Annotated in this window: 13 protein-coding genes and 1 tRNA gene; 12 read left to right on the top strand and 2 right to left on the bottom strand. The window is 73.1% G+C overall.

What is annotated here, in order from left to right; all coding sequences use genetic code 11:
• Positions 1-26 precede the first annotated feature (26 nt).
• The 3 genes from gltB (at position 27) to pyk (ending at position 7626) form a co-directional block, all read left to right on the top strand.
• Positions 27-4601, top strand: a complete 4575-nt coding sequence (gltB, locus tag ACFFKU_RS12860) for a glutamate synthase large subunit (protein WP_380138488.1) — start codon at positions 27-29, stop codon at positions 4599-4601.
• A complete protein-coding gene (locus ACFFKU_RS12855; protein ID WP_380138487.1) occupies positions 4594-6054 on the top strand; it encodes a glutamate synthase subunit beta in 1461 nt (486 codons plus the stop codon). Before gltB ends, ACFFKU_RS12855 begins: the two co-directional genes overlap by 8 nt.
• Before the next feature lie 132 nt (positions 6055-6186).
• Complete coding sequence (gene pyk, locus ACFFKU_RS12850) at positions 6187-7626, top strand: pyruvate kinase (protein WP_380138486.1); 1440 nt, start codon at positions 6187-6189, stop codon at positions 7624-7626.
• Between the two features lie 109 nt (positions 7627-7735).
• Here pyk and ACFFKU_RS12845 read toward each other — a convergent pair.
• A tRNA-Leu gene (locus tag ACFFKU_RS12845) sits at positions 7736-7809 on the bottom strand.
• A gap of 89 nt (positions 7810-7898) precedes the next feature.
• Here ACFFKU_RS12845 and ACFFKU_RS12840 point away from each other — a divergent pair.
• The 9 genes from ACFFKU_RS12840 (at position 7899) to ACFFKU_RS12800 (ending at position 17885) form a co-directional block, all read left to right on the top strand.
• Positions 7899-8525, top strand: coding sequence for an ANTAR domain-containing response regulator (locus tag ACFFKU_RS12840; RefSeq protein WP_380138485.1), 627 nt, complete (start codon positions 7899-7901; stop codon positions 8523-8525).
• A 271-nt stretch (positions 8526-8796) separates the two neighbouring features.
• On the top strand, positions 8797-9948 hold the full coding sequence (locus ACFFKU_RS12835) for a branched-chain amino acid ABC transporter substrate-binding protein (protein ID WP_380138711.1): 1152 nt from the start codon (positions 8797-8799) through the stop codon (positions 9946-9948).
• A gap of 84 nt (positions 9949-10032) precedes the next feature.
• A complete protein-coding gene (locus tag ACFFKU_RS12830) occupies positions 10033-11022 on the top strand; it encodes a branched-chain amino acid ABC transporter permease (protein ID WP_380138484.1) in 990 nt (329 codons plus the stop codon).
• On the top strand, positions 11019-12167 hold the full coding sequence (locus ACFFKU_RS12825) for a branched-chain amino acid ABC transporter permease (protein ID WP_380138483.1): 1149 nt from the start codon (positions 11019-11021) through the stop codon (positions 12165-12167). Before ACFFKU_RS12830 ends, ACFFKU_RS12825 begins: the two co-directional genes overlap by 4 nt.
• On the top strand, positions 12160-12990 hold the full coding sequence (locus ACFFKU_RS12820) for an ABC transporter ATP-binding protein (RefSeq protein WP_380138482.1): 831 nt from the start codon (positions 12160-12162) through the stop codon (positions 12988-12990). The genes ACFFKU_RS12825 and ACFFKU_RS12820 overlap by 8 nt, the downstream gene beginning before the upstream one ends.
• Entirely contained in the window at positions 12990-13733 is a 744-nt protein-coding gene (locus tag ACFFKU_RS12815; protein WP_380138481.1) for an ABC transporter ATP-binding protein, read from the top strand. Before ACFFKU_RS12820 ends, ACFFKU_RS12815 begins: the two co-directional genes overlap by 1 nt.
• A 127-nt stretch (positions 13734-13860) precedes the next feature.
• Positions 13861-14478, top strand: a complete 618-nt coding sequence (locus ACFFKU_RS12810; RefSeq protein WP_380138480.1) for a GNAT family N-acetyltransferase — start codon at positions 13861-13863, stop codon at positions 14476-14478.
• Positions 14479-14574: 96 nt separating this feature from the next.
• Positions 14575-16341, top strand: a complete 1767-nt coding sequence (locus ACFFKU_RS12805) for a GMC oxidoreductase (RefSeq protein ID WP_380138478.1) — start codon at positions 14575-14577, stop codon at positions 16339-16341.
• Positions 16338-17885 carry a patatin-like phospholipase family protein gene (locus ACFFKU_RS12800; protein WP_380138476.1) on the top strand — a complete coding sequence of 516 codons (1548 nt, stop codon included), beginning with the start codon at positions 16338-16340 and terminating at the stop codon, positions 17883-17885. The genes ACFFKU_RS12805 and ACFFKU_RS12800 overlap by 4 nt, the downstream gene beginning before the upstream one ends.
• Here the strand turns inward: ACFFKU_RS12800 and ACFFKU_RS12795 are convergent.
• Positions 17842-20619, bottom strand: coding sequence for a helix-turn-helix transcriptional regulator (locus tag ACFFKU_RS12795; RefSeq protein WP_380138474.1), 2778 nt, complete (start codon positions 20617-20619; stop codon positions 17842-17844). The genes ACFFKU_RS12800 and ACFFKU_RS12795 overlap by 44 nt on opposite strands.
• Positions 20620-20772 lie beyond the last annotated feature (153 nt).

Below are 20772 nucleotides of genomic sequence, written 5' to 3'. Positions count from 1 at the left end.
ATCTCCCCCCGAGGACGGTGCACCCGATGTCGCAAGCCCCTGAGGTGATTCCCTCGCCCACGCAGCCGTTGTTCTCCAGCCTTCCGGCCAAGCAGGGTCTCTACGACCCCAGCCAGGAGAAGGACGCCTGCGGTGTCGCCTTCGTCGCCACCATGCGGGGCGAACCCGGCCACGACATCGTCGAGCACGCGCTGACCGCGCTGCGCAACCTCGACCACCGCGGTGCGGTGGGGGCCGAGACGAACACGGGCGACGGCGCCGGGATCCTCACCCAGCTGCCCGACGCCTTCTTCCGCGGCGTCGTCGACTTCGAGCTGCCCGCGGCCGGGTCCTACGCGGCCGGGTTCGCGTTCCTGCCCCTCGACGAGACCGAGCGGGCCGAGACCGTGGCCGGGATCGAGCGCCTCGCCGCCGAGGAGTCCCTCGAGGTGCTGGGGTGGCGCGACGTGCCGGCCACCGTCGACCTCGTCGGCAGCCAGGCGCGCGCCTGCATGCCGCACTTCGCCCAGCTCTTCGTCGCGGGCGCCGGTGAGGGCGCCGGGGCGAGCGGGTTGGACCTCGACCGCCGGGTCTACCCGCTGCGCAAGCGGGCCGAGCGCGACCTGGGCGTCTACTTCCCGTCGCTGTCGGCGCGGACGATCGTCTACAAGGGGATGCTGACCACCGGGCAGCTCGAGCCGTTCTTCCCCGACCTGTCCGACCGCCGTTTCGCGACCGAGCTCGCGATCGTCCACTCGCGCTTCTCGACCAACACGTTCCCGAGCTGGCCGCTGGCCCACCCCTTCCGGACCATCGCCCACAACGGCGAGATCAACACGGTCAAGGGCAACCGGAACTGGATGACCGCGCGCGAGTCGACCATGAGCACGCCGCTCATCCCGGGCGACGTGCAGCGGCTGGCGCCGATCAACGGCACCACCGGGTCGGACTCGGCCAGCTTCGACGAGGTCCTGGAGCTGCTGCACCTCGCCGGCCGCTCGCTGCCGCACGCCGTGCTGATGATGATCCCGGAGGCCTGGGAGAACCACACCGAGATGGACCCGGCCCGCCGGGCCTTCTACGAGTTCCACTCGATGTTCTCCGAGGCCTGGGACGGTCCGGCCAACCTCGTCTTCACCGACGGCACCGTCATCGGCGGGGTCCTCGACCGCAACGGCCTGCGCCCCTCGCGCTACTGGGTGACCGACGAGGGTCTCGTCGTGCTGGCCTCCGAGGTCGGCGTGCTCGACCTCGACCCGGCCTCGGTGGTGCAGCGCGGCCGGGTGCAGCCCGGACGGATGTTCCTCGTGGACACCGCGCGCGGCCGGATCATCGACGACGAGGAGATCAAGTCCGAGCTCGCCGCCCGGCAGCCCTACGCGGAGTGGCTCAAGGAGGTCGTGCACCTCGCCGACCTGCCTCCGCGCGAGCACATCGTGCACACCCACGCCTCCGTGGCCCGTCGTCAGCAGACCTTCGGCTACACCGAGGAGGAGCTGCGGCTCATCCTCGCGCCGATGGCCCGCGCCGCGGCCGAGCCGATCGGGTCGATGGGCTCCGACACCCCCCTGGCGGTGCTCTCCGAGCGTCCCCGGCTGCTCTTCGACTACTTCTCCCAGCTGTTCGCGCAGGTGACCAACCCGCCGCTGGACGCGATCCGCGAGGAGCTGGTGACCTCGCTGGTCACCATCGCGGGCCCGCAGCAGAACTTCCTGGGGGAGAGCCCCCAGCACTGCCACCAGCTGGTGCTGCCCTTCCCGGTCATCGACAACGACGAGCTGGCCAAGATCGTCCACGTCGACCGGGACCGGCGGAACCCGGGCCGCACCACCCACACCGTCCGCGGGCTCTACCGCCTCGCCGGGGGCGGGGCCGAGCTCGCCCGGCGGATCGAGGAGATCCGCGCCGAGGTGTCGCGCGCGATCGCCGACGGCGCGGTCTTCGTCGTGCTGTCCGACCGCGACTCGACCGCCGACCTGGCGCCCATCCCCTCGCTGCTGCTCACCTCCGCGGTCCACCACCACCTCGTGCGCCAGAAGCTGCGTTCGCAGGTCGGGCTGATCGTCGAGGCCGGGGACGTGCGCGAGGTGCACCACGTCGCGCTGCTGATCGGCTACGGCGCCGCCGCGATCAACCCCTACCTGGCCATGGAGACCGTCGAGGACCTGGTCCGCGACGGCGTCATCGCCGGGGTCGACGCGCACACCGCGGTCAAGAACCTCATCAAGGCGCTCGGCAAGGGCGTCCTGAAGGTCATGTCCAAGATGGGCATCTCGACCGTGGCCTCCTACCGCGGGGCCCAGGTCTTCGAGGCCATCGGGCTCTCGCAGACCCTGGTCGACGAGTACTTCACCGCGACCACCTCCCGCCTCGGCGGCGTCGGCCTGGACGTCCTGGCCGAGGAGGTGGCCCGTCGCCACCGCGTGGCCTACCCGGCCGAGGGCCAGGAGCGCGCCCACCGCCGGCTGGAGACGGGCGGGGAGTACCAGTGGCGTCGCGAGGGCGAGCCGCACCTCTTCGACCCGGAGACGGTGTTCCGGCTGCAGCACTCGACGCGCACGCGCAACGAGCAGGTCTACCGGCAGTACACCGCGCGGGTGGACGAGCAGTCCGAGCGGCTGATGACGCTGCGCGGCCTGATGACCCTCAAGAAGGGGGTGCGCGAGCCGGTCCCGGTCGACGAGGTCGAGCCGGTCTCGGAGATCGTCAAGCGCTTCTCCACCGGGGCGATGAGCTACGGGTCGATCTCGCAGGAGGCCCACGAGGTGCTGGCCGTGGCGATGAACCGCCTCGGTGCGCGCTCGAACTCCGGCGAGGGCGGCGAAGACGTCGAGCGCCTCTACGACCCCGAGCGCACCTCGAAGGTCAAGCAGATCGCCTCGGGGCGGTTCGGCGTCACGAGCAACTACCTGACGTCGGCCACCGACCTGCAGATCAAGGTCGCCCAGGGGGCCAAGCCCGGTGAGGGCGGGCAGCTGCCCGGCCACAAGGTGTACCCGAACATCGCCAAGACCCGGCACTCCACGCCGGGCGTCGGGCTCATCTCCCCGCCGCCGCACCACGACATCTACTCCATCGAGGACCTGGCCCAGCTGATCCACGACCTCAAGAACTCCAACCCCGCGGCGCGCGTGCACGTCAAGCTCGTGTCCGAGATCGGGGTCGGGACGGTCGCGACGGGCGTGTCCAAGGCCAAGGCCGACGTGGTGCTGATCTCCGGGCACGACGGCGGGACCGGTGCGGCCCCGCTGACCTCGCTCAAGCACGCCGGGGGACCCTGGGAGCTCGGCCTGGCCGAGACCCAGCAGACCCTGGTCCTCAACGGGTTGCGCGACCGCATCTCGGTGCAGGTGGACGGCCAGCTCAAGACCGGACGCGACGTCGTCATCGCGGCGCTGCTCGGCGCCGAGGAGTTCGGTTTCGCGACCGCGCCGCTCGTCGTGGCCGGTTGCATCATGATGCGCGTCTGCCAGCTGGACACCTGTCCGGTCGGCGTCGCCACCCAGAACCCCGAGCTGCGGGCCCGGTTCACCGGGCAGGCCGAATTCCTGGTGAACTTCTTCGAGTTCCTGGCCCAGGAGGTGCGGGAGTACCTCGCCTCCCTCGGGTTCCGCTCGCTGGAGGAGGCCATCGGCCACGTCGAGCTGCTCGACTCCCGGCGGGCCGTGGCGCACTGGAAGGCCTCCGGGCTGGACCTCGCCCCGATCCTGCACGCCGTCGAGGCGCCCGACGGTTCGGCGCTGCGCTGCACCCAGACCCAGGACCACGGGCTGGAGAAGGCGCTGGACCACGTCCTCATCGAGCGGGCGGCCGACGCGCTGGAGCGCGGGGAAAAGGTGGCCTTCGAGGTGCCGATCCGCAACGTCAACCGCACCGTCGGGACGCTGCTCGGCCACGAGGTCACCAAGCGCTACGGCGAGGCCGGTCTGCCCGAGGGCACGATCGACGTGACCCTCACCGGGTCCGGCGGGCAGTCCCTCGGGGCCTTCCTGCCCCGCGGCGTCACGCTGCGCCTGCACGGCGACACCAACGACTACGTCGGCAAGGGGTTGTCGGGCGGCACCATCGTGGCCCGGCCCGACCGGTCCGCGGTCGGCAAGGACCGCGACATCGTCGCCGGCAACGTCATCGGCTACGGCGCGACGTCGGGACGGATGTTCCTGCGCGGCGAGGTCGGCGAACGGTTCTGCGTGCGCAACTCCGGGGCCACCGCCGTGGTCGAGGGCGTGGGCGACCACGCGCTGGAGTACATGACCGGGGGCGAGGTCGTCATCCTCGGCCGGGCCGGGCGCAACATCGCCGCGGGCATGTCCGGTGGTCTGGCCCACGTGCTGGACCTCAAGGAGCACCGCGTCAACCGCGACATGGTCGACCTCGTCGAGCTCGACGACGAGACCGCCGCGCGCGTGCACGACCTGCTGCTGGCCCACCGCGAGCACACCGACTCCCCGGTCGCGGCCAAGCTGCTGGCCGACTGGGGGGCGGCGCGCGCCCGCTTCACCACGATCGTCCCGCGCGACTACCGCCGCGTGCTGGAGGTCCGGGCCAAGGCCGTCGCCGAGGGTCTGGAGCCGGACTCCGCGACGGTGCTCGAACGCATCATGGAGGTTTCTCATGGTTGACCCCCGCGGTTTCCTCAGCGTGCGCGAGCGCGAACTCCCGCCGCGCCGCCCGGTCCCGCTGCGGCTCATGGACTGGCGCGAGGTCTACGAGGCGCAGGACGCCGAACAGCTCAAGCGCCAGGCCGGACGCTGCATGGACTGCGGCATCCCCTTCTGCCACAACGCCTGTCCGCTCGGGAACCTGATCCCGGAGTGGAACGACCTGGTGGCCCGGGGCGACCTGCGCGACGCGGCCGAGCGTCTGCACGCCACGAACAACTTCCCGGAGTTCACGGGCAAGCTGTGCCCGGCGCCGTGCGAGTCGGCCTGCGTGCTGGGCATCAACCAGCCGCCGGTGACGATCAAGCAGGTCGAGGTCCAGATCGCCGAGGCCGCGGCCGAGCAGGGGTGGCTGACCCCGCGTCCGCCGGAGCGGCTGACCGGCAAGACCGTCGCCGTGGTCGGCTCGGGCCCCGCCGGGCTCGCGGCCGCCCAGCAGCTCACCCGGGCCGGTCACACCGTCGCCGTCTACGAGCGCGACGACAAGATCGGCGGGCTGATGCGCTACGGCATCCCCGAGTTCAAGATGGAGCGCGCCGTCCTCGACCGCCGGCTCGCCCAGATGTCGGCCGAGGGCACCCGCTTCCGGGCCGGGGTGGACATCGGCACCGACATCACCGGGGAGCAGCTGCGCGACCGCTACGACGCCGTCGTCGTCGCCACCGGGGCGACCCAGTGGCGCGAGGTGGACCTCCCCGGGCGCGAGTACGCGGGCATCCACCAGGCCATGCGCTACCTGCCCCCGACCAACCGCATCGCGGTGGGCGAGGAGCGCCCGGAGGACTACATCGACGCCGAGGGCCTCGACGTCGTCGTCATCGGCGGCGGGGACACCGGGTCGGACTGCTACGGCACCGCGCTGCGCCAGGGTGCCCGGTCGGTGACCCAGCTCGACATCTACCCGGCCGCGCCGGGCGAGCGCTCCGAGGAGCACCCCTGGCCGACCGTGCCCAAGGTGTTCTCGGTGTCCTCCTCGCACGAGGAGGGCGGGACCCGGAAGTTCTCCGCCTCGACCAAGGAGTTCGTCGCCGACGAGTCCGGCCACGTCACGGGCCTGCGCCTGGTCGAGGTCGAGAAGATCGACGGCCGGTGGACCCCGATCGAGGGCACCGAGCACGACATCCCGGCCCAGCTGGTGCTGCTGGCCATCGGGTTCAGCGGTCCCGAGGCCGGGGACCTGGTGGGGCAGTTCGGTCTGGGCACGGACTCGCGCACCCGGTTCGTGCGCGACCCGGGGTACGCGACCTCCGTCCCCGGGGTCTTCGTCGCCGGGGACGCCGGGCGCGGTCAGTCGCTCATCGTGTGGGCGATCGCCGAGGGGCGCGCCTGCGCCGCCGCCGTCGACACCTACCTGATGGGGGAGACCAACCTGCCCTCGCCCATCCGCGCCGACGCGGTGCCGCTGACCGCCTGAGGTCGGTCCCGCCCGACCCCGCCGTCCGACCCGCCGTCCACCCCGCCCGACCCCCGTCCCCCCGCGCCGTCCGCGCGGCGGGGGTGGGGGTCGGCGCACGTCGGGGGTCCGGGACGCAATAGGGTCGGAGTCATGCGGAGAGCAAAGATCGTCTGCACCTTGGGGCCCGCCGTGGCCGGTCCCGAGCAGCTGCGGGCGTTGGTGGACGCGGGCATGGACCTCGCGCGGATGAACCTCAGTCACGGCTCCCACGACGACCACCGGGCCAACTTCGAGAACGTGCGCCAGGCCGGCGAGGCCTCCGGGCGCTCGGTCGGCATCCTGGCCGACCTGCAGGGTCCGAAGATCCGGCTCGGGCGGTTCGCGGCGGGCCCGCACGACCTCGCGGTGGGGGACACCTTCACCATCACCACCGAGGACGTGGTCGGGACCAAGGAGCTGTGCTCGACGACCTACAAGGGCCTGCCCGGCGACGTCGCGGCGGGCGACCGGATCCTCATCGACGACGGCAAGGTGTCCCTCGACGTCGTCTCGGTGGACGGCCCCCGGGTCACCACGACCGTGACCGTGCCCGGTCCGGTCTCCAACAACAAGGGCATCAACCTGCCCGGGGTCGCCGTCAGCGTGCCGGCCCTGAGCGAGAAGGACATCGAGGACCTGCGCTTCGCGCTGCAGCTCGGGGTGGACCTCGTCGCGCTGTCGTTCGTGCGCAACGCCGCCGACGCCGCCGACGTGCACCGGATCATGGACGAGGAGGGGATCACCGTCCCCATCATCGCCAAGATCGAGAAGCCCCAGGCCGTCGAGAACCTCCGCGAGATCATCGCCGCCTTCGACGGGATCATGGTCGCCCGCGGTGACCTGGGCGTCGAGCTGCCGCTCGAGGAGGTCCCGCTCGTGCAGAAGCGGGCGATCGAGATCGCCCGCCGTCAGGCCAAGCCGGTCATCGTCGCGACCCAGATGCTGGAGTCGATGATCACCTCGCCGCGCCCGACGCGCGCCGAGGCCTCCGACTGCGCGAACGCCGTGCTCGACGGGGCCGACGCGCTCATGCTCTCGGGCGAGACCTCCGTCGGGGCGTTCCCCTTCGAGGCCGTGCGGACCATGGCCCGGATCATCGAGTCCACCGAGTCGCACGGGCTCGAGCGCATCCCGCCGCTCGGCACCGTCCCGCACACCAAGGGCGGCGCGGTCACCCTGGCCGCGGCCGAGATCGGTGCGCAGCTCGGGGCGAGCCTGCTCGTCACGTTCACTCAGTCCGGCGACTCGGCCCGGCGCCTCTCGCGGCTGCGCTCGCCGATCCCCTTGCTGGCGTTCACGCCCGAGGAGACGACGCGGCGCCGCCTGGCCATCAGCTGGGGGGTGGAACCGCAGTACGCGCCGTTCATCTCCACCACCGACGAGATGGTCAAGGCCGTCGACGCCCGCCTCATCGAGATGGGTCGCTGCAGCATCGGTGACCTCGTCGTCATCGTCGCCGGGGCCCCGCCCGGGATCGTCGGTTCGACCAACGCCGTCCGGGTCCACCGGATCGGTGACGCGACGGCCGGGGTCTCCAGCGCCTACGCCTGATCGCCGCGAGTCCTGACCGGAACGACGGAGGGGGCGGACCGCGAACGGTCCGCCCCCTCCGTCGTCCTCGTCGGACCGCCGGTTCCCGCGGACGCAACGAGCACAAGAGTGCCCTGGGTGGGATTCGAACCCACACTGGATCGAGTTTGAGTCGATTGCCTCTGCCGGTTGGGCTACCAGGGCGTGGGACTACCCTAGCGAAGTCGCGACGGTGCTCCGCCCCCGGTCCCGACACGTTGATCTGCCCGCTGAAGCAACTCCCCAGCCCTAGGATGCCCCCCGTGACCAACCCTGCCGACACCGCCGCGTCCGCCCCGAAGACCGCCCGCCGGGTGGTCGTCGCGGAGGACGAGGCGATCATCCGTCTCGACATCGTGGAGATGCTCCGCGAGGCCGGCTACGACGTCGTCGGCGAAGCCTCCAACGGTGAGGACGCCGTCGCCCTCGCCGAGGAGCACAAGCCCGACCTCGTGGTCATGGACATCAAGATGCCCGTGCTGGACGGGATCTCGGCCGCCGAGCGCATCGTCCGCGCCCGGATCGCGCCCGTCGTGCTGCTCACCGCGTTCAGCCAGGCCGAGCTCGTGGAGCGCGCCCGCGACGCCGGGGCGATGGCCTACGTGGTGAAACCCTTCACCTCCGCCGACCTGCTCCCCGCGGTCGAGATCGCGGTGAGCCGCCACCAGCAGATCGTCCAGCTCGAGGACGAGGTCGCCGACCTCGCCGACCGGTTCGAGACCCGCAAGCTGGTCGACCGGGCCAAGTCCAAGCTGCAGACCGAGTTCGGGATGACCGAGCCCGAGGCGTTCCGCTGGATCCAGAAGACCTCGATGGACAAGCGCCTGACCATGCGCGAGGTGGCCAACACCGTCATCTCGGCGGGCAGCGACCGCGGCTGAACCGGGGTCGGACGAGGAGGGCGGGAGCGATCGGCTCCCGCCCTCCTCGCGTCCGGGCGGAACTCACGATCTGTTCAGTCGTGGTGCCCTTCGTTGGGCGAAGTGGTTGACCGAGGTACCCGTACAGGTAACGACGCGATGAAGAGACGCGTCGGATGCACACATTTCGTGCGTTCGTCGCCTACTGTTCGACCCGACCCGTCGAAACCGGACGGGGTCCGTGGGGCATCCGTACCCGCGCCGTCAGCCCAGGAGGACCGTCTTGCGTTCCATGGTCAAGTTCGCGACCCCCGTCGTCGCGGCCGCCTTCGTCCTCGCCGCGTGCGGCGGTACCACCGACAGCACCGGTGGCGACTCCGGCAGCACCGAGGCCGGCGGCTGCCCCGAGGGCCTCTCCATCGGTTTCGTCGGTGCCCTCACCGGCCCCGACGCCAACCTCGGGGTCAACATCTCCAACGGCGCCCAGCTGGCCGTGGACGAGCACAACGCCGAGTCCGGCGCCTGCCAGGTGACGCTCAAGCCGTTCGACACCCAGGGTTCGCCCGACCAGGCCACGGGTCTGGCCACCCAGGCCATCAACGACGCCAAGGTCGTCGGCATCGTCGGCCCCGCCTTCTCCGGTGAGTCCCAGGTCGCCGACCCGCTGTTCAACGAGGCCGGCCTGGTCTCGATCACCCCCTCCGCCACGAACCCGACGCTGTCGGAGCAGGGCTGGAAGACGTTCTTCCGCGTCCTCGGCAACGACGCCACCCAGGGTCCGGCCGCCGCCAAGTACATCCAGGACACGGTCAAGGCCACCAAGGTCTTCGTCGTCGACGACGCGAGCACCTACGGCAAGGGGCTGGCCGACATCGTCCGCTCCAGCCTCGGCTCGGCCAAGATCGGTGACGACACCGTCCAGAAGGGCCAGACCGACTTCTCCGGGACCGTCGCGGCGATCCGTGCCTCCGGCGCCGACGCGGTCTTCTTCGGCGGGTACTACGCCGAGGCCGGTCTGCTGCTCCGCCAGATGCGCGAGTCCGGGCTGACCACCACGTTCGTCACCGACGACGGGGCCAAGGACGACGGGCTGATCGAGGCGGCCGGCGCGAACAACGCCGAGGGCACCATCATCACCTGCCCGTGCCTGCCGCCGGAGGAGGCCGAGGGTTCCTTCGCCGAGGACTACGAGGCGAAGTACAAGACGGCCCCCGCCACGTACTCCGCCGAGGGCTACGACGCGGCGACGATCCTGCTCAAGGGGATCGCCGACGGCAAGACCACCCGCGAGGGGCTGCTGGAGTGGACCGCGGGCTACGACGAGCCGGGTGTGACCAAGCAGCTGAAGTTCAACGACAAGGGCGAGCCGGCCGACGTGGTCGTCTGGGCCTACAAGGTCGAGGGTGGCAAGATCGTCACCGACCAGTCGATCAGCGCTTCCTGATCCACCCCGGTCCGGCCGGGACGCGAGCAGCGTCCCGGCCGGATTGCTGTCCGCCCCCTGTTCCTTCGATCGACGGTGGTTCGCTTGAACGTCTCTCTCGAGACCGCCATCGACCTGACCTTCTCGGGTCTGGTCGTGGGCGCCATCTACGGGCTCTTCGCCCTGGGCTACACGCTCGTCTACGGCGTGCTCCGCCTCATCAACTTCGCCCACTCCGAGGTCTTCATGTGGGGCAGCTTCGCCGCGGTCTGGGTGATGCTCGCCTTCCACGTGACCGGCCCGACCGGGGTCCTCGCGGCCATCGGCCTGCTGCTGGTCGCCCTCGTCGTCGCCATGCTCACCAGCGGCGGCATCGCCCTGCTGCTGGAACGCGTGGCCTACCGCCGGTTGCGGGAGAAGAACGCCCCGCCGCTGGTCGCCCTCATCTCGGCCATCGGGGCCTCCTTCGTCCTCGCCGAGGTCATCGGTCTGCGCGACAAGATCGCCGGCTGGGTCGGTCTCGACGGGGTGCTGGCGCCCTACGTCGTCCAGGCCCGCGAGAACACCCCGTTCTACAACCCGCTGCCCTCCGGCGTGCTGTTCGAGATCGCCGGTTTCGGCATCCGCTCGACCCAGCTGATCATCCTCGTCGCCGCCCTGCTGATGATGGTCGGCCTCGACCAGTTCGTCCGCCGCTCGCGCCTCGGCCGCGGGGTCCGTGCGGTGTCGATGGATCCCGAGGCCGCCGCCCTCATGGGGGTCAACAAGGACCGCGTCATCCAGCTCACCTTCCTGCTCGGCGGGTTGATGGCCGGGGCCGCGTCGGTGCTCTACCTCATGCACATCCCGGTCACCAAGTACAGCGTCGGGTTCCTCCTCGGGCTCAAGGCGTTCACCGCCGCCGTCCTCGGCGGGATCGGGAACATCCGGGGGGCGCTGCTCGGCGGGTTGATCCTCGGGGTGGCCGAGAACTGGGCCACCCCGTTCTTCGGCACGCAGTGGAAGGACGTCGTGTCCTTCGTGCTCCTCATCGTCATCCTGCTCTTCCGGCCCACCGGGCTGCTGGGCGAATCTCTCGGGAAGGCCCGCGCATGAGCACCGCCGCGAAGTCCGCCCCCGCGCCCGCGAAGCGCTCGCTGGGCGACCGCTGGGCCGAGCTGCCCAAACCCGCCAAGATCGTCGTCTGGGTCGCGGTCGCCCTGCTGTTCTACGCGCTGCCGCTGCTGAACCCGCCGTTCCTCTCCACGCCCGACTCCGACTTCGGGTCGGTCATGTTCACCGTGGCCGCCTACGGCCTGGTCGCCCTCGGGCTGAACATCGTGCTGGGCTACGCCGGTCTGCTCGACCTCGGTTACGTCGGGTTCTACGCCATCGGTGCCTACACGGTCGCGGTCTTCGGGTCCCTGCACGGGCAGTACCCGTTCTGGCTGCTGATCATCCTGGCCGTCACGATCTCGACGGCCTCGGGCCTCCTGCTCGGGGCGCCGACCCTGCGGGTGCGCGGGGACTACCTGGCCATCGTCACCCTCGGGTTCGGCGAGATCATCCGGCTCATCGCGCTGAACTCCGACTGGCTGAACGGGTCCCGCGGCATCACCGGGGTCCCGCGTCCGCCGAGCGTCTCGCTGTTCGACGTCCCGTCGCTGTCCTGGAACGGTCTCGTCGCCACGGTCGACCTGGGCAAGACGTCGACGTTCATGGAGTTCGGGCTGCTCGACGGCGTCCCGTACTACTGGCTCGCGCTCAGCGTCATCATCCTCATCCTGGTCGGCGACATCCTGCTGCAGGACAGCCGGGTCGGCCGGGCCTGGGAGGCCACCCGCGAGGACGAGGAGGCGGCCGAGCTGAACGGGGTCCCCACGTTCCGCTACAAGCTGCTCGCCTTCGCCATGGGGGCGTTCATCGGCGGGCTCTCCGGCGCCCTGTTCGCCGCCCGCCAGGGGGTCGTCAACCCGGAGTCGTTCATCGTCCAGCTCTCCATGCTGTTCCTCGCCGCGGTCGTCGTCGGCGGCCAGGGCAACCGCTGGGGCGTCCTCGTCGGGGCCGTGGTCGTCGCCTACCTCCCGGAGCGGTTCCGCGGGGTCGACGAGTTCCGCGTCCTGGTGTTCGGGGTGCTGCTGCTCCTGCTGGCGAACTTCCGCCCGCAGGGTCTGCTGCCGCCGCGCCGGGCCCGCCGGGCCAAGAAGGCGACGCAACAACTGCGCGCCCTGGAAGGGCAGGAGGACAAGGGCCTTGTCTGAGACCACGACCGACGAGCGCAGCGCCCGCCCCGGGGAACCGGGTCGCGCCCTGCTGCAGATGCAGAACGTCACCCTGCGCTTCGGGGGGGTCGTCGCCCTCAACGACGTCTCGTTCGAGATCCGCCAGGGTGAGATCCTCGGGTTGATCGGGCCGAACGGGGCGGGCAAGACGACCTGCTTCAACGCCCTGACCGGGGTGTACCAGCCGACCGAGGGACAGGTCGTCTTCGACGGCACCCCGCTCGGGCGGCGCAAGCGGTTCCAGATCAACCGGCTCGGGATCGCCCGCACCTTCCAGAACATCCGGCTGTTCCAGAACATGACGGCCCGCGAGAACGTCCTGGTGGGGGCGGACAGCCACCACCGGGCCGGGGTCGTGCAGTCGCTGTTCCGGCTCCCTCGCCACCGTCGCGAGACGCGGGAGGGCAACGCGCTGGCCGACGAGCTGCTGGAGCTCATGGACCTCGGCCACCGGGCCGACGACCTGGCCCGCAACCTCTCCTACGGGGAGCAGCGGCGGTTGGAGATCGCCCGGGCCCTGGCCACGAAACCCAAACTCCTCTGCCTGGACGAGCCCGCCGCGGGGTTCAACCCGGTCGAGAAGCAGCGGCTGATGGACCTCATCCGCAGGGTGCGCGACCTCGGCAACACGGTCCTGCTCATCGAGCACGACATGAAGCTGGTCATGGGCGTCACCGACCGGATCGTCGTGCTGGAGTTCGGCAAGAAGATCGCCGAGGGCCTGCCGGCGGAGATCCGCGACAACCCCGCCGTCATCGCCGCGTACCTGGGCGTCGACGACGCCTCCGAGGAGGAACTCTGATGGTGGCCAGGACGCTGGGCGAGGACCAGCTCGTCGTCGAGGACCTCTCGGTCAACTACGGCCGGATCGAGGCCATCCGGGGGGTCTCGTTCCGGGTCCCCGAACGGGGGATCGCGACCCTCATCGGGGCCAACGGGGCGGGCAAGACCACGACCCTCAAGACCATCTCGGGGCTGCGTGCCGTGCGCACCGGCCGGATCCTGTTCGAGGGGGAGGACATCACCGACATCCCCTCCTACAAGCTGGTCAAGCGCGGCCTCTGCCAGGCGCCCGAGGGGCGGGGGACCTTCGTCGGCATGACCGTCGAGGAGAACCTCGACATGGGGGCCTACACCCGCGCCGACCGCAAGACCAAGGGCTACCGCGACGACCTGGACCGGGTCTTCTCGCTGTTCCCGCGGTTGAAGGAACGCCGGTCGCAGTACGCGGGGACGATGTCCGGCGGGGAGCAGCAGATGCTGGCCATCGGCCGGGCGCTCATGTCGCGGCCCCGGGTGCTCCTGCTGGACGAGCCGTCGATGGGGCTCGCGCCCAAGCTCATCCAGCAGATCTTCTCGATCATCGTGGAGATCAACAACCAGGGCACGACGGTGCTGCTGGTGGAGCAGAACGCGCTGCAGGCCCTGCGCACCGCCGACCACGCCTACGTGCTGGAGACCGGTGAGGTGGTGCGCTCCGGCCCCGCCGACGAGCTCGCCGCGGACGACTCGATCCGGGCCGCCTACCTGGGCGGCGACGTCTGATCACGTCACCCGGACGGGCGCCCGCGGGCGTCTTCCGTCACGGCCGGGCCTCCGCTATCTTTCGGGCAGGTCACGAGGGTGATCTCCCGGGGCGGGGGCCCGGTCCTTTTCGACGAGGAGGACGGCTGTGGCGCGTGCCGCCATCGAGGTGCGGGTGACGGCGCCCGAGGATCTCGACCTGCTGATGGGGCTGTACGCCTCGGCCCGCGTGGACACCACCCAGCTGCGCGCCTCGGTCGACGTCGTGCGGGCCCGCCTGGAGCGGGCGATGCGGGCCGGGCAGGTCCAGGTGCTGATGGCCACGCTGGGTGGGGAACCCGTCGGCTACGCCCTCCTCAGCCACGGTCCGCTGCTGCCGCTCGGCGACGCCGACGGCCCGAGCGTCGAGCACGTGCACGTCGTCCCCGCGCACCGGCGCCGGGGCATCGGCCGGGCGCTGCTCCGCCGGGCGCTGACCCTGGCCGAGGCCGAGGGCGCCGACCAGCTCGCCTGCACCGTCCTGCCGACCGACCGTGACTACACCCGGTTCGTGGCCCGGCTCGGGTTCGCCCCGGTCGTCGTCCGGCGCGCGGTCTCGCTGGCGACCCTGCGGCGCAAGCTCGCGGTCGAGGGGTCGGCCGGCGACGTGCTGGCCCGTCGACGCTCCCTGCGGGCCCGGCTGGCCCGGTCGACCGCCGAGACCGGGGAGCTCCCGGTGATCCGGCCGGAGCAGTCCGCCCGACCCGACCGCGTCGCCGCCTCCTGACCCGGGGAAAACCCCAGGATCTCCCGTCGTCCCTGTCCGCGGGGGACCGACCGTCCTAGGCTCGGGCGACCGATCGGTCCCTCGGGAAGGACGGCCATGCACGTTCCGCGATCCGGCTCCGCCGCAGCGTCCCCCGCACCGTCTTCCGCGCCGTCTTCCGCGCCGTCACCGCTGGACCCCGACGACGACCTGCCCGCCGACGCCGAGGTCGACGCGCTCGTCGTCGGGTCGGGGTTCGGGGCGGCGGTGGCCGCCCTGCGCCTGGCCGAGGCCGGGCACTCGGTGGCCGTGCTGGAACGTGGGTTCGCCTACCCGCCCGGTGACTTCCCGCGCGCCCCGCACGAGTTCGGCCGCAACCTCTGGGACCCCAGCGAGGGGTTGCTGGGCCTCTTCGACGTCTGGTCGTTCCGGCGGATGGACGCCGTCGTCGCCAGCGGGCTCGGCGGGGGCAGCCTCGTCTACGCCAACGTGCTGCTGGAGCTCGAGGAGGAGTTCTTCACCACCGGGGCCGGCCGCGACTGGCCGGTCGGGGCGGGCGAGCTCGCCCCCGGGTACCGTCGCGCCCGCGAGATGCTCGGCGGGACGCCGTTCCCCTACGGCACGGCCCCCGCCCCCACGGGACCGATCCTCAAGGTCCACGCCATGCAGCGGGCGGCCGCCCGGCTCGGGACCACCGCCCTGACCCCCGACCTCGCGGTCAGCTTCGGCGAGGGGCGCGGCCGCCCGCTGCCGGTCGACCCGTGGAACGTCCACGGCATCCCCCGCCGCAGCTGCACGCTGTGCGGCGAGTGCGACGTCGGCTGCAACCAGGGCAGCAAGAACAGCCTCGACCACACCTACCTCTCCCGGGCCCGCGAGCACGGGGCACGGTTGCTGACCGGGCACGAGGTCCGTCGCCTCGACCGGGACGGAGGCCGCTGGCGCGTCGGCTACGTCCGTCGTCGGCGCGGGGCGGACGACGGTTCCGGCGCCCCGACCCCGGCCGACCCCGGCCGCACCGCGGGCAGCGTGCGCGCGCGGATCGTCGTGCTCGGGGCCGGCAGCCTGGGCTCGACGTACCTCCTGCTCGCGAACCGTTGCGGCCTGCCGGGTCTCAGCGCCCGCCTCGGTCACGGGTTCTCCGGCAACGGGGACTTCCTCGGGTTCCTGACCAGCCGCGACCCGGGGTTCCGGGCCTCCCGGGGACCGGTCATCACCTCGGCCATCCCGGTCCGCGGACCGGCGGGCGACGGGGGCCCGGGCGCGGAGTTCTGGGTGCAGGACGGGGGGTTCCCGGGGTTCCTGGACTGGATCGCCGAGAACGCCCTGCCCCTGCGCCCCGCCGCCCGGTTGGTGCGGTTGTTCGCCAGCCGGCGCTGGCAGGACCTGCGCGGGGTCCGGCCCGCCCAGGTCAGCGGGCAGCTCGCGCGACTGCTCGGCCCGGGGCAGCGGGCCGCCGGGATCCTGCCGCTGCTCACCATGGGCCGCGACACCCCTTCGGGTCGGCTGGGCCTGCGCGACGGTTACCTGGACCTGGACTGGTCCCCGGCGCAGTCGCGGGAGTACTTCGCCGAGGTGCGCCGGACGCTGCGCCGGCTCGCGGTCGCCATCGACGCCGAGTACCACGACAGCATCTCGACCTTCCTCAGCCGGTCCGTCACCGTGCACCCCCTCGGCGGGTGCGGCATGGGCCGCGACCCGGGCACGGGGGTCGTGGACGAGCGCGGTGAGGTGTTCGGCCATCCCGGGCTCTTCGTGGCCGACGGGGCCGTCCTGCCCGGGCCGGTGGGTCCGAACCCGTCACTGACCATCGCGGCCCTCGCGGAACTGTTCAGCGGGCGCATGCGCGAGCGGCTCGCCACGAGTCCGGCGGTGGCGGCGTGAGCGGGCCCCGCCGGTCCCTGGTGCTGGCCGGGGGCGGGATGAAGGTGGCCGCGCAGGCCGGGGCCCTGCAGGTGCTGCTGGACGAGGCCGGGCTCGAGTTCGAGCACGCCGACGGCACCAGCGGCGGGGTCCTCAACCTGCTGCTCTGGGCTCAGGGCTTCTCCGGTCGCCGCATCGCCGACGTGTGGCGCCGGCACCGGCCGCTGGCCACGCTGTCGGTGTCCCCGGCGGCGCTGCTGGGTCCGCTCGGCACCTCGGTGCTCACCCTGGGCGCCCTGCGCCGCGTGGTCCGCGGCTGGGGCGTCGATCTCGCCGCGCTGCAGCACGAGGCCCCGGGGACCCGGGCCCGCGCCGCGACGGTCACCCTCCTCGACGTGGGGGCGCAGCGTGCGGTCAGCCGGGTCCTGGCCGACCTCTCCGAGGAGGAGGTCTTCGCGGCGCTGGCCCTGCCGGTGTTCTTCCCCCCGGTCCGCCACCGCGGGCGGCTGCTGGCCGACGCGGTCTGGGCCACCGACGCGAACCTCTTCGCGGGCATCGACCGCGGGGCCGAGGAACTCTGGGTCGTGTGGACGGTGTCGGGACGCGGGGACTGGGGTCGCGGCTGGGTCGGGGGGTACTTCGCCGCTCTGGAGGCGGCGGCCACCACGCGCCTCGAGGCGGACCTGGCCCGGATCGAGCGGAACAACGCGGCGGTGCGTTCCGGGGCCGGCGGGGAGTTCGGGCGCGAGATCCGCGTGCACGTCCTGCGGTTGGAGGTTCCCGTGCACTACCTGTTCACCGTGCGGGCGGGCGCCTTCCCGTCGGCCGTCGAGCAGGGGGTGCGGGAGGCGCGGGCCTGGTGCCGCGACCTCGGCCTGCTGGACCGGCCCGCGGCCGCGGTCCTGCCGCCCGCCGTGCGCCGGGGGGCGATGCTGGAGTTCGCCGAGGTGATGAGCGGCTCCATCGCGTTCGCGGGGTCGCCGCAACGGTTCCCGCTGTCGCTGCACCTCGACGTCACCGTGCCCGACGTCGACGCCTGGGTCCGTGACGAGCAGCACCCGGTCGAGCTGCGGGGGACCGTCCGCTGCGAGGCGCTGGGCGGGGAGCGGCCCGTGCACCGCGGCCGGATTCGGCTGCTGCACCCGGTCACCGGTCCCGACGGGCGTCGACGGCTGGGGATGACCTACGAGATCGACCTCGCCGACCTGACCGGCCGGCTGCTGCACCTGCACGGGCACAAGACGATCCGGGACGACCCGGGGCCGGACCTGTGGGACGACACCACCCGGCTCGCCGTCACGCTGCGGTCGGGCCGGCGGGACGATCCCGAGCCCGGGCCGACGACCGCCGCGGGGGAGCTGCGGCTGACCCCGGGGGCCTTCCTCCGGATCCTCTCGAGCTTCCGGCCCCGCGGGGCGCCCCGGGACGCGGCGACCGCCCTGCCCCGGTTCGTCCGGACCTTCCTCGGGGAGCTCGCGGCCGAGTACCTCCCCCCGACCCCGCGTGAACGCGGGGTGCGCCTCAGCGGTCGGCGAGGACGCGCGCGAGCTGCGTCCGGCGGTTGACCCCGAGCTTCCGGAACACGTTGCCCAGGTGGTACTCCACGGTCTTCACGGAGAGGAACATGCGGGTCGCGACCTCGGCGTTCGAGGCGCCCCCGGCCACGACCATCGCCACCTGCAGCTCCTGGGTCGTCAACGCCGCGGCCGCCCGTTCGGTGCGGGCCAGGCGGATCCCGGTGGCCCGCAGCTCCTGCCGGGCCCGCTCGGCCCACGCGCGGGCCCCGAGCTGCTCGAAGGTGGCGAGCGCCGACTGCAACGGGGGACGGGCCTCGGCCCGGCGCCCGCGTCGGCGCAGGAACTCCCCGTGGTCCAGGCGGGTCCGCGCGGCCTCGAAGGGGACGGGGCTCTGGGCGTGCCACTCGTTGGCCCGCACGAACTCCGCCTCGGCGAGCACCGGGTCGTCGGTGGCGAGCAGGGCCCGGCCGCGCGCGGCCAGCGCGGCGGCGAGCGGACGGCGCGAGGCGCCCGCCTCGGTGCGCAGCAGCTCCACCGTGTCGCGGGCCTCGTCGTGGCGGCCGGCCCGGACCTGGGCCTCCAGCAGGTCTCCCGCCCACGGCAGCAGCGGGGTCTCGCCGAAACCGCCGGCCCGGGCCCCCCGGGCCACCTCGCCCAGCACGGCCAGGGCGGTCTCGTCGTCGTGCTCGGCCAGGGCCAGCACGCCCAGGGCGGATCCGGCCAGCGCCCGGACGGTCAGCAGCCCGGCGGGATCACCGAGCGCCAGCCCCGCGAAGTGCCGGGTCTCGGTGGCCTCGCCCCGTAGCGCGTGGACCCGGGCCAGGGTGGCCCAGCTGTGCGGGAGCTCGGTCAACCACCCGGTGTCCTCGGCCAGTCGGACCGCCTCGCTGGCCTCGGCGAGCGCCCGGTCCCAGTCCCCGGTCCAGAGCGCCAGCTGGGCCGAGCGCGACAACCGGAAGGGCAGCAGTCCCGCGGCCCCCTCGGCGCGGGCGGCCCCGATGGAGGGGTCGAGCAGGGCCCGCGCGGTCCCGAACTCCTCCAGCCCCAGGTGGGCCAGGGCGGCCACCAGGTGCACGTGGTCCACCTCGACGGGGTCGGCCCCGGCCAGCCCGGGCTGCGCGGTCCGCAACCGGGCGGCCGCCTCCTCGGGACGCCCGGCGGCCACGAGCACCAGGGCCCGGACGGCGAGCACCTGCACGTCGTCCCGGTCCGCCGCCCGCAGGTGCTCCTCGGCGGCGGCGGTCAGGTCCACCGCGCGGGCGAGCTCGCCGAGGTTGCCGCTGCTCAGCCCGGCGTTGGCCAGCATCTTGGCCCCCAGCAGCGGGTCCTCGCGGGCCACGCGGGTCCCGAGGTCGGCCAGGGTGTCCCGGCCGGTCCGGGCCTGCCCGCGCCACATCTCCACCCGGCACTGGTGGTAGAGCCCCGCGACGGCCAACCCCTCGTCGGTGCTGCGCCGCAACGCCTGCCGGGACAGCCGGGCCGCGCGTTCGGGTGCCCCCGCGACCTGGGCGGCGTCGGCCGCCGCCAGCAGGTCGCGCGCCTCCTCGTCGCCGGGTGGGGCGAACTCGGCGGCCCGTTCCAGCAACCGCGAGGCGCTCGCGTGCGCCGCGCGGTGCAACGCGGCCCGCGCCGCCCCTCGCAGCACGGCGGCGAGCTCGGGGTCGCGCCCGTGGCCCGCGGCGGCGAGGTGGCCGGCGACCCGGTCGAGCCGGTGCGGGTCCTGCTCGGGGCCCAGCGGGACCGGGCCTCGCAGGGCCCGGGCGACGACCCCGTGCGCGGCCCGCCGCTGCGCGGAGGTCGCCCGTGCGTGCACCGCGGCCCGCAGCAACGGGTGCCGGAAGCGCAGGTGCGGTCCGCGGGTGAGGACGAGTCCGGCCTCCTCGGCCGGGTCCAGCGCGTCCTCGGCGAGCCCCGCCTCCTCGAGCGAGGCCCGCAGCAGGTCGGGCGGGGCGGGGTCGAGGACGGCGAGCAGGCGCAGGGCGGCGCGGGTCGCGGGCGGCAGGGCGGTGAGCTGGCGGCCGAAGGCCCGGGCGACCAGTTCCCCGACGGGAACGGGTTCCTCGGTGTCGGCCCATTCCTCCAGTTCCCGCGCGGTCTGGGTGCGGGCGATCTCCAGCAGCGCCAACGGGTTCCCGTCGGTGCCCTCCAGCAGGCGGTCCACCGCGGGGGGCGTGGGGTCGGCCCCGGCCCGGTGCAGCAGCTCCCGGGCGGCGTCGGCGGGCAGGCCCCCGACGACGACGGTCGCGGCGTCGCGCAGGGCCAGGGGGACCTCGTCGGTCCGGACCGCCCACAGCGTCACCACGCCCTCGACGTCGAGGCGGCGGGTGGCGAAGGCCAGCGCGTCCAGGCTGAACCCGTCGACCCACTGCGCGTCGTCGACCAGCAGGAGCAGCGGGGCGGTCTCGGCCGCGGCCGCGATCACCCCCAGCGTCCCGGCCAGCACGCCGAAGCGGTCCCCGCGCCCGGCGGAGGGCCCCGGGCCGAGCGCCAGGGCGGCCCGCAGCGCCTCCGCCTGCGGGGCGGGCAGGCGGCCGAGGAGGGGCAGCAGCGGTCGGACGACGTCGGCCAGGGCGGCCCACGGCACGTCGGACTCGGCCTCCACGCCGCCGACCGCGAGCACGCGGAAACCTCGACGCGCCCCCTCCGCGGCGGCGTCGTCGAGCAGGGAGCTCTTGCCGATCCCGGCGTCGCCGAGCAGGACCAGGGACCCGCTGGTCCCGCCGGTCGCCAGGTCCAGCAGGCGGTGCGTGCGTGCGGTGACATCGCCTCGCCCGAGGAGCACGCACGCAACGTAGCGAGGCCGGCGGCCGGTGTCACGCCTCGACCGGAACCCGGACCGTGGCCGGAGCCCTCGCGTCTCCCGGGGGTCTCCTCGGGTTTCCCGGGGTTCGCACCGGGGTTCCTCCCGGGGCGGCGCCGGGGCGGCGGCGGGCAC

Origin of the sequence: Kineococcus gynurae, assembly GCF_042433995.1 — a bacterium.
Lineage (GTDB): Bacteria > Actinomycetota > Actinomycetes > Actinomycetales > Kineococcaceae > Kineococcus > Kineococcus gynurae.
This window is presented reverse-complemented; position numbering and strand designations above follow the sequence as displayed.

Coding starts and splice junctions, on each gene's coding strand:
- ACFFKU_RS12835 (WP_380138711.1), top strand. CDS start 8,797: ATGGTCAAGTTCGCGACCCCCGTCGTCGCGGCCGCCTTCGTCCTCGCC.
- pyk (WP_380138486.1), top strand. CDS start 6,187: ATGCGGAGAGCAAAGATCGTCTGCACCTTGGGGCCCGCCGTGGCCGGT.
- gltB (WP_380138488.1), top strand. CDS start 27: ATGTCGCAAGCCCCTGAGGTGATTCCCTCGCCCACGCAGCCGTTGTTC.
- ACFFKU_RS12815 (WP_380138481.1), top strand. CDS start 12,990: ATGGTGGCCAGGACGCTGGGCGAGGACCAGCTCGTCGTCGAGGACCTC.
- ACFFKU_RS12840 (WP_380138485.1), top strand. CDS start 7,899: ATGCCCCCCGTGACCAACCCTGCCGACACCGCCGCGTCCGCCCCGAAG.
- ACFFKU_RS12805 (WP_380138478.1), top strand. CDS start 14,575: ATGCACGTTCCGCGATCCGGCTCCGCCGCAGCGTCCCCCGCACCGTCT.
- ACFFKU_RS12825 (WP_380138483.1), top strand. CDS start 11,019: ATGAGCACCGCCGCGAAGTCCGCCCCCGCGCCCGCGAAGCGCTCGCTG.
- ACFFKU_RS12855 (WP_380138487.1), top strand. CDS start 4,594: ATGGTTGACCCCCGCGGTTTCCTCAGCGTGCGCGAGCGCGAACTCCCG.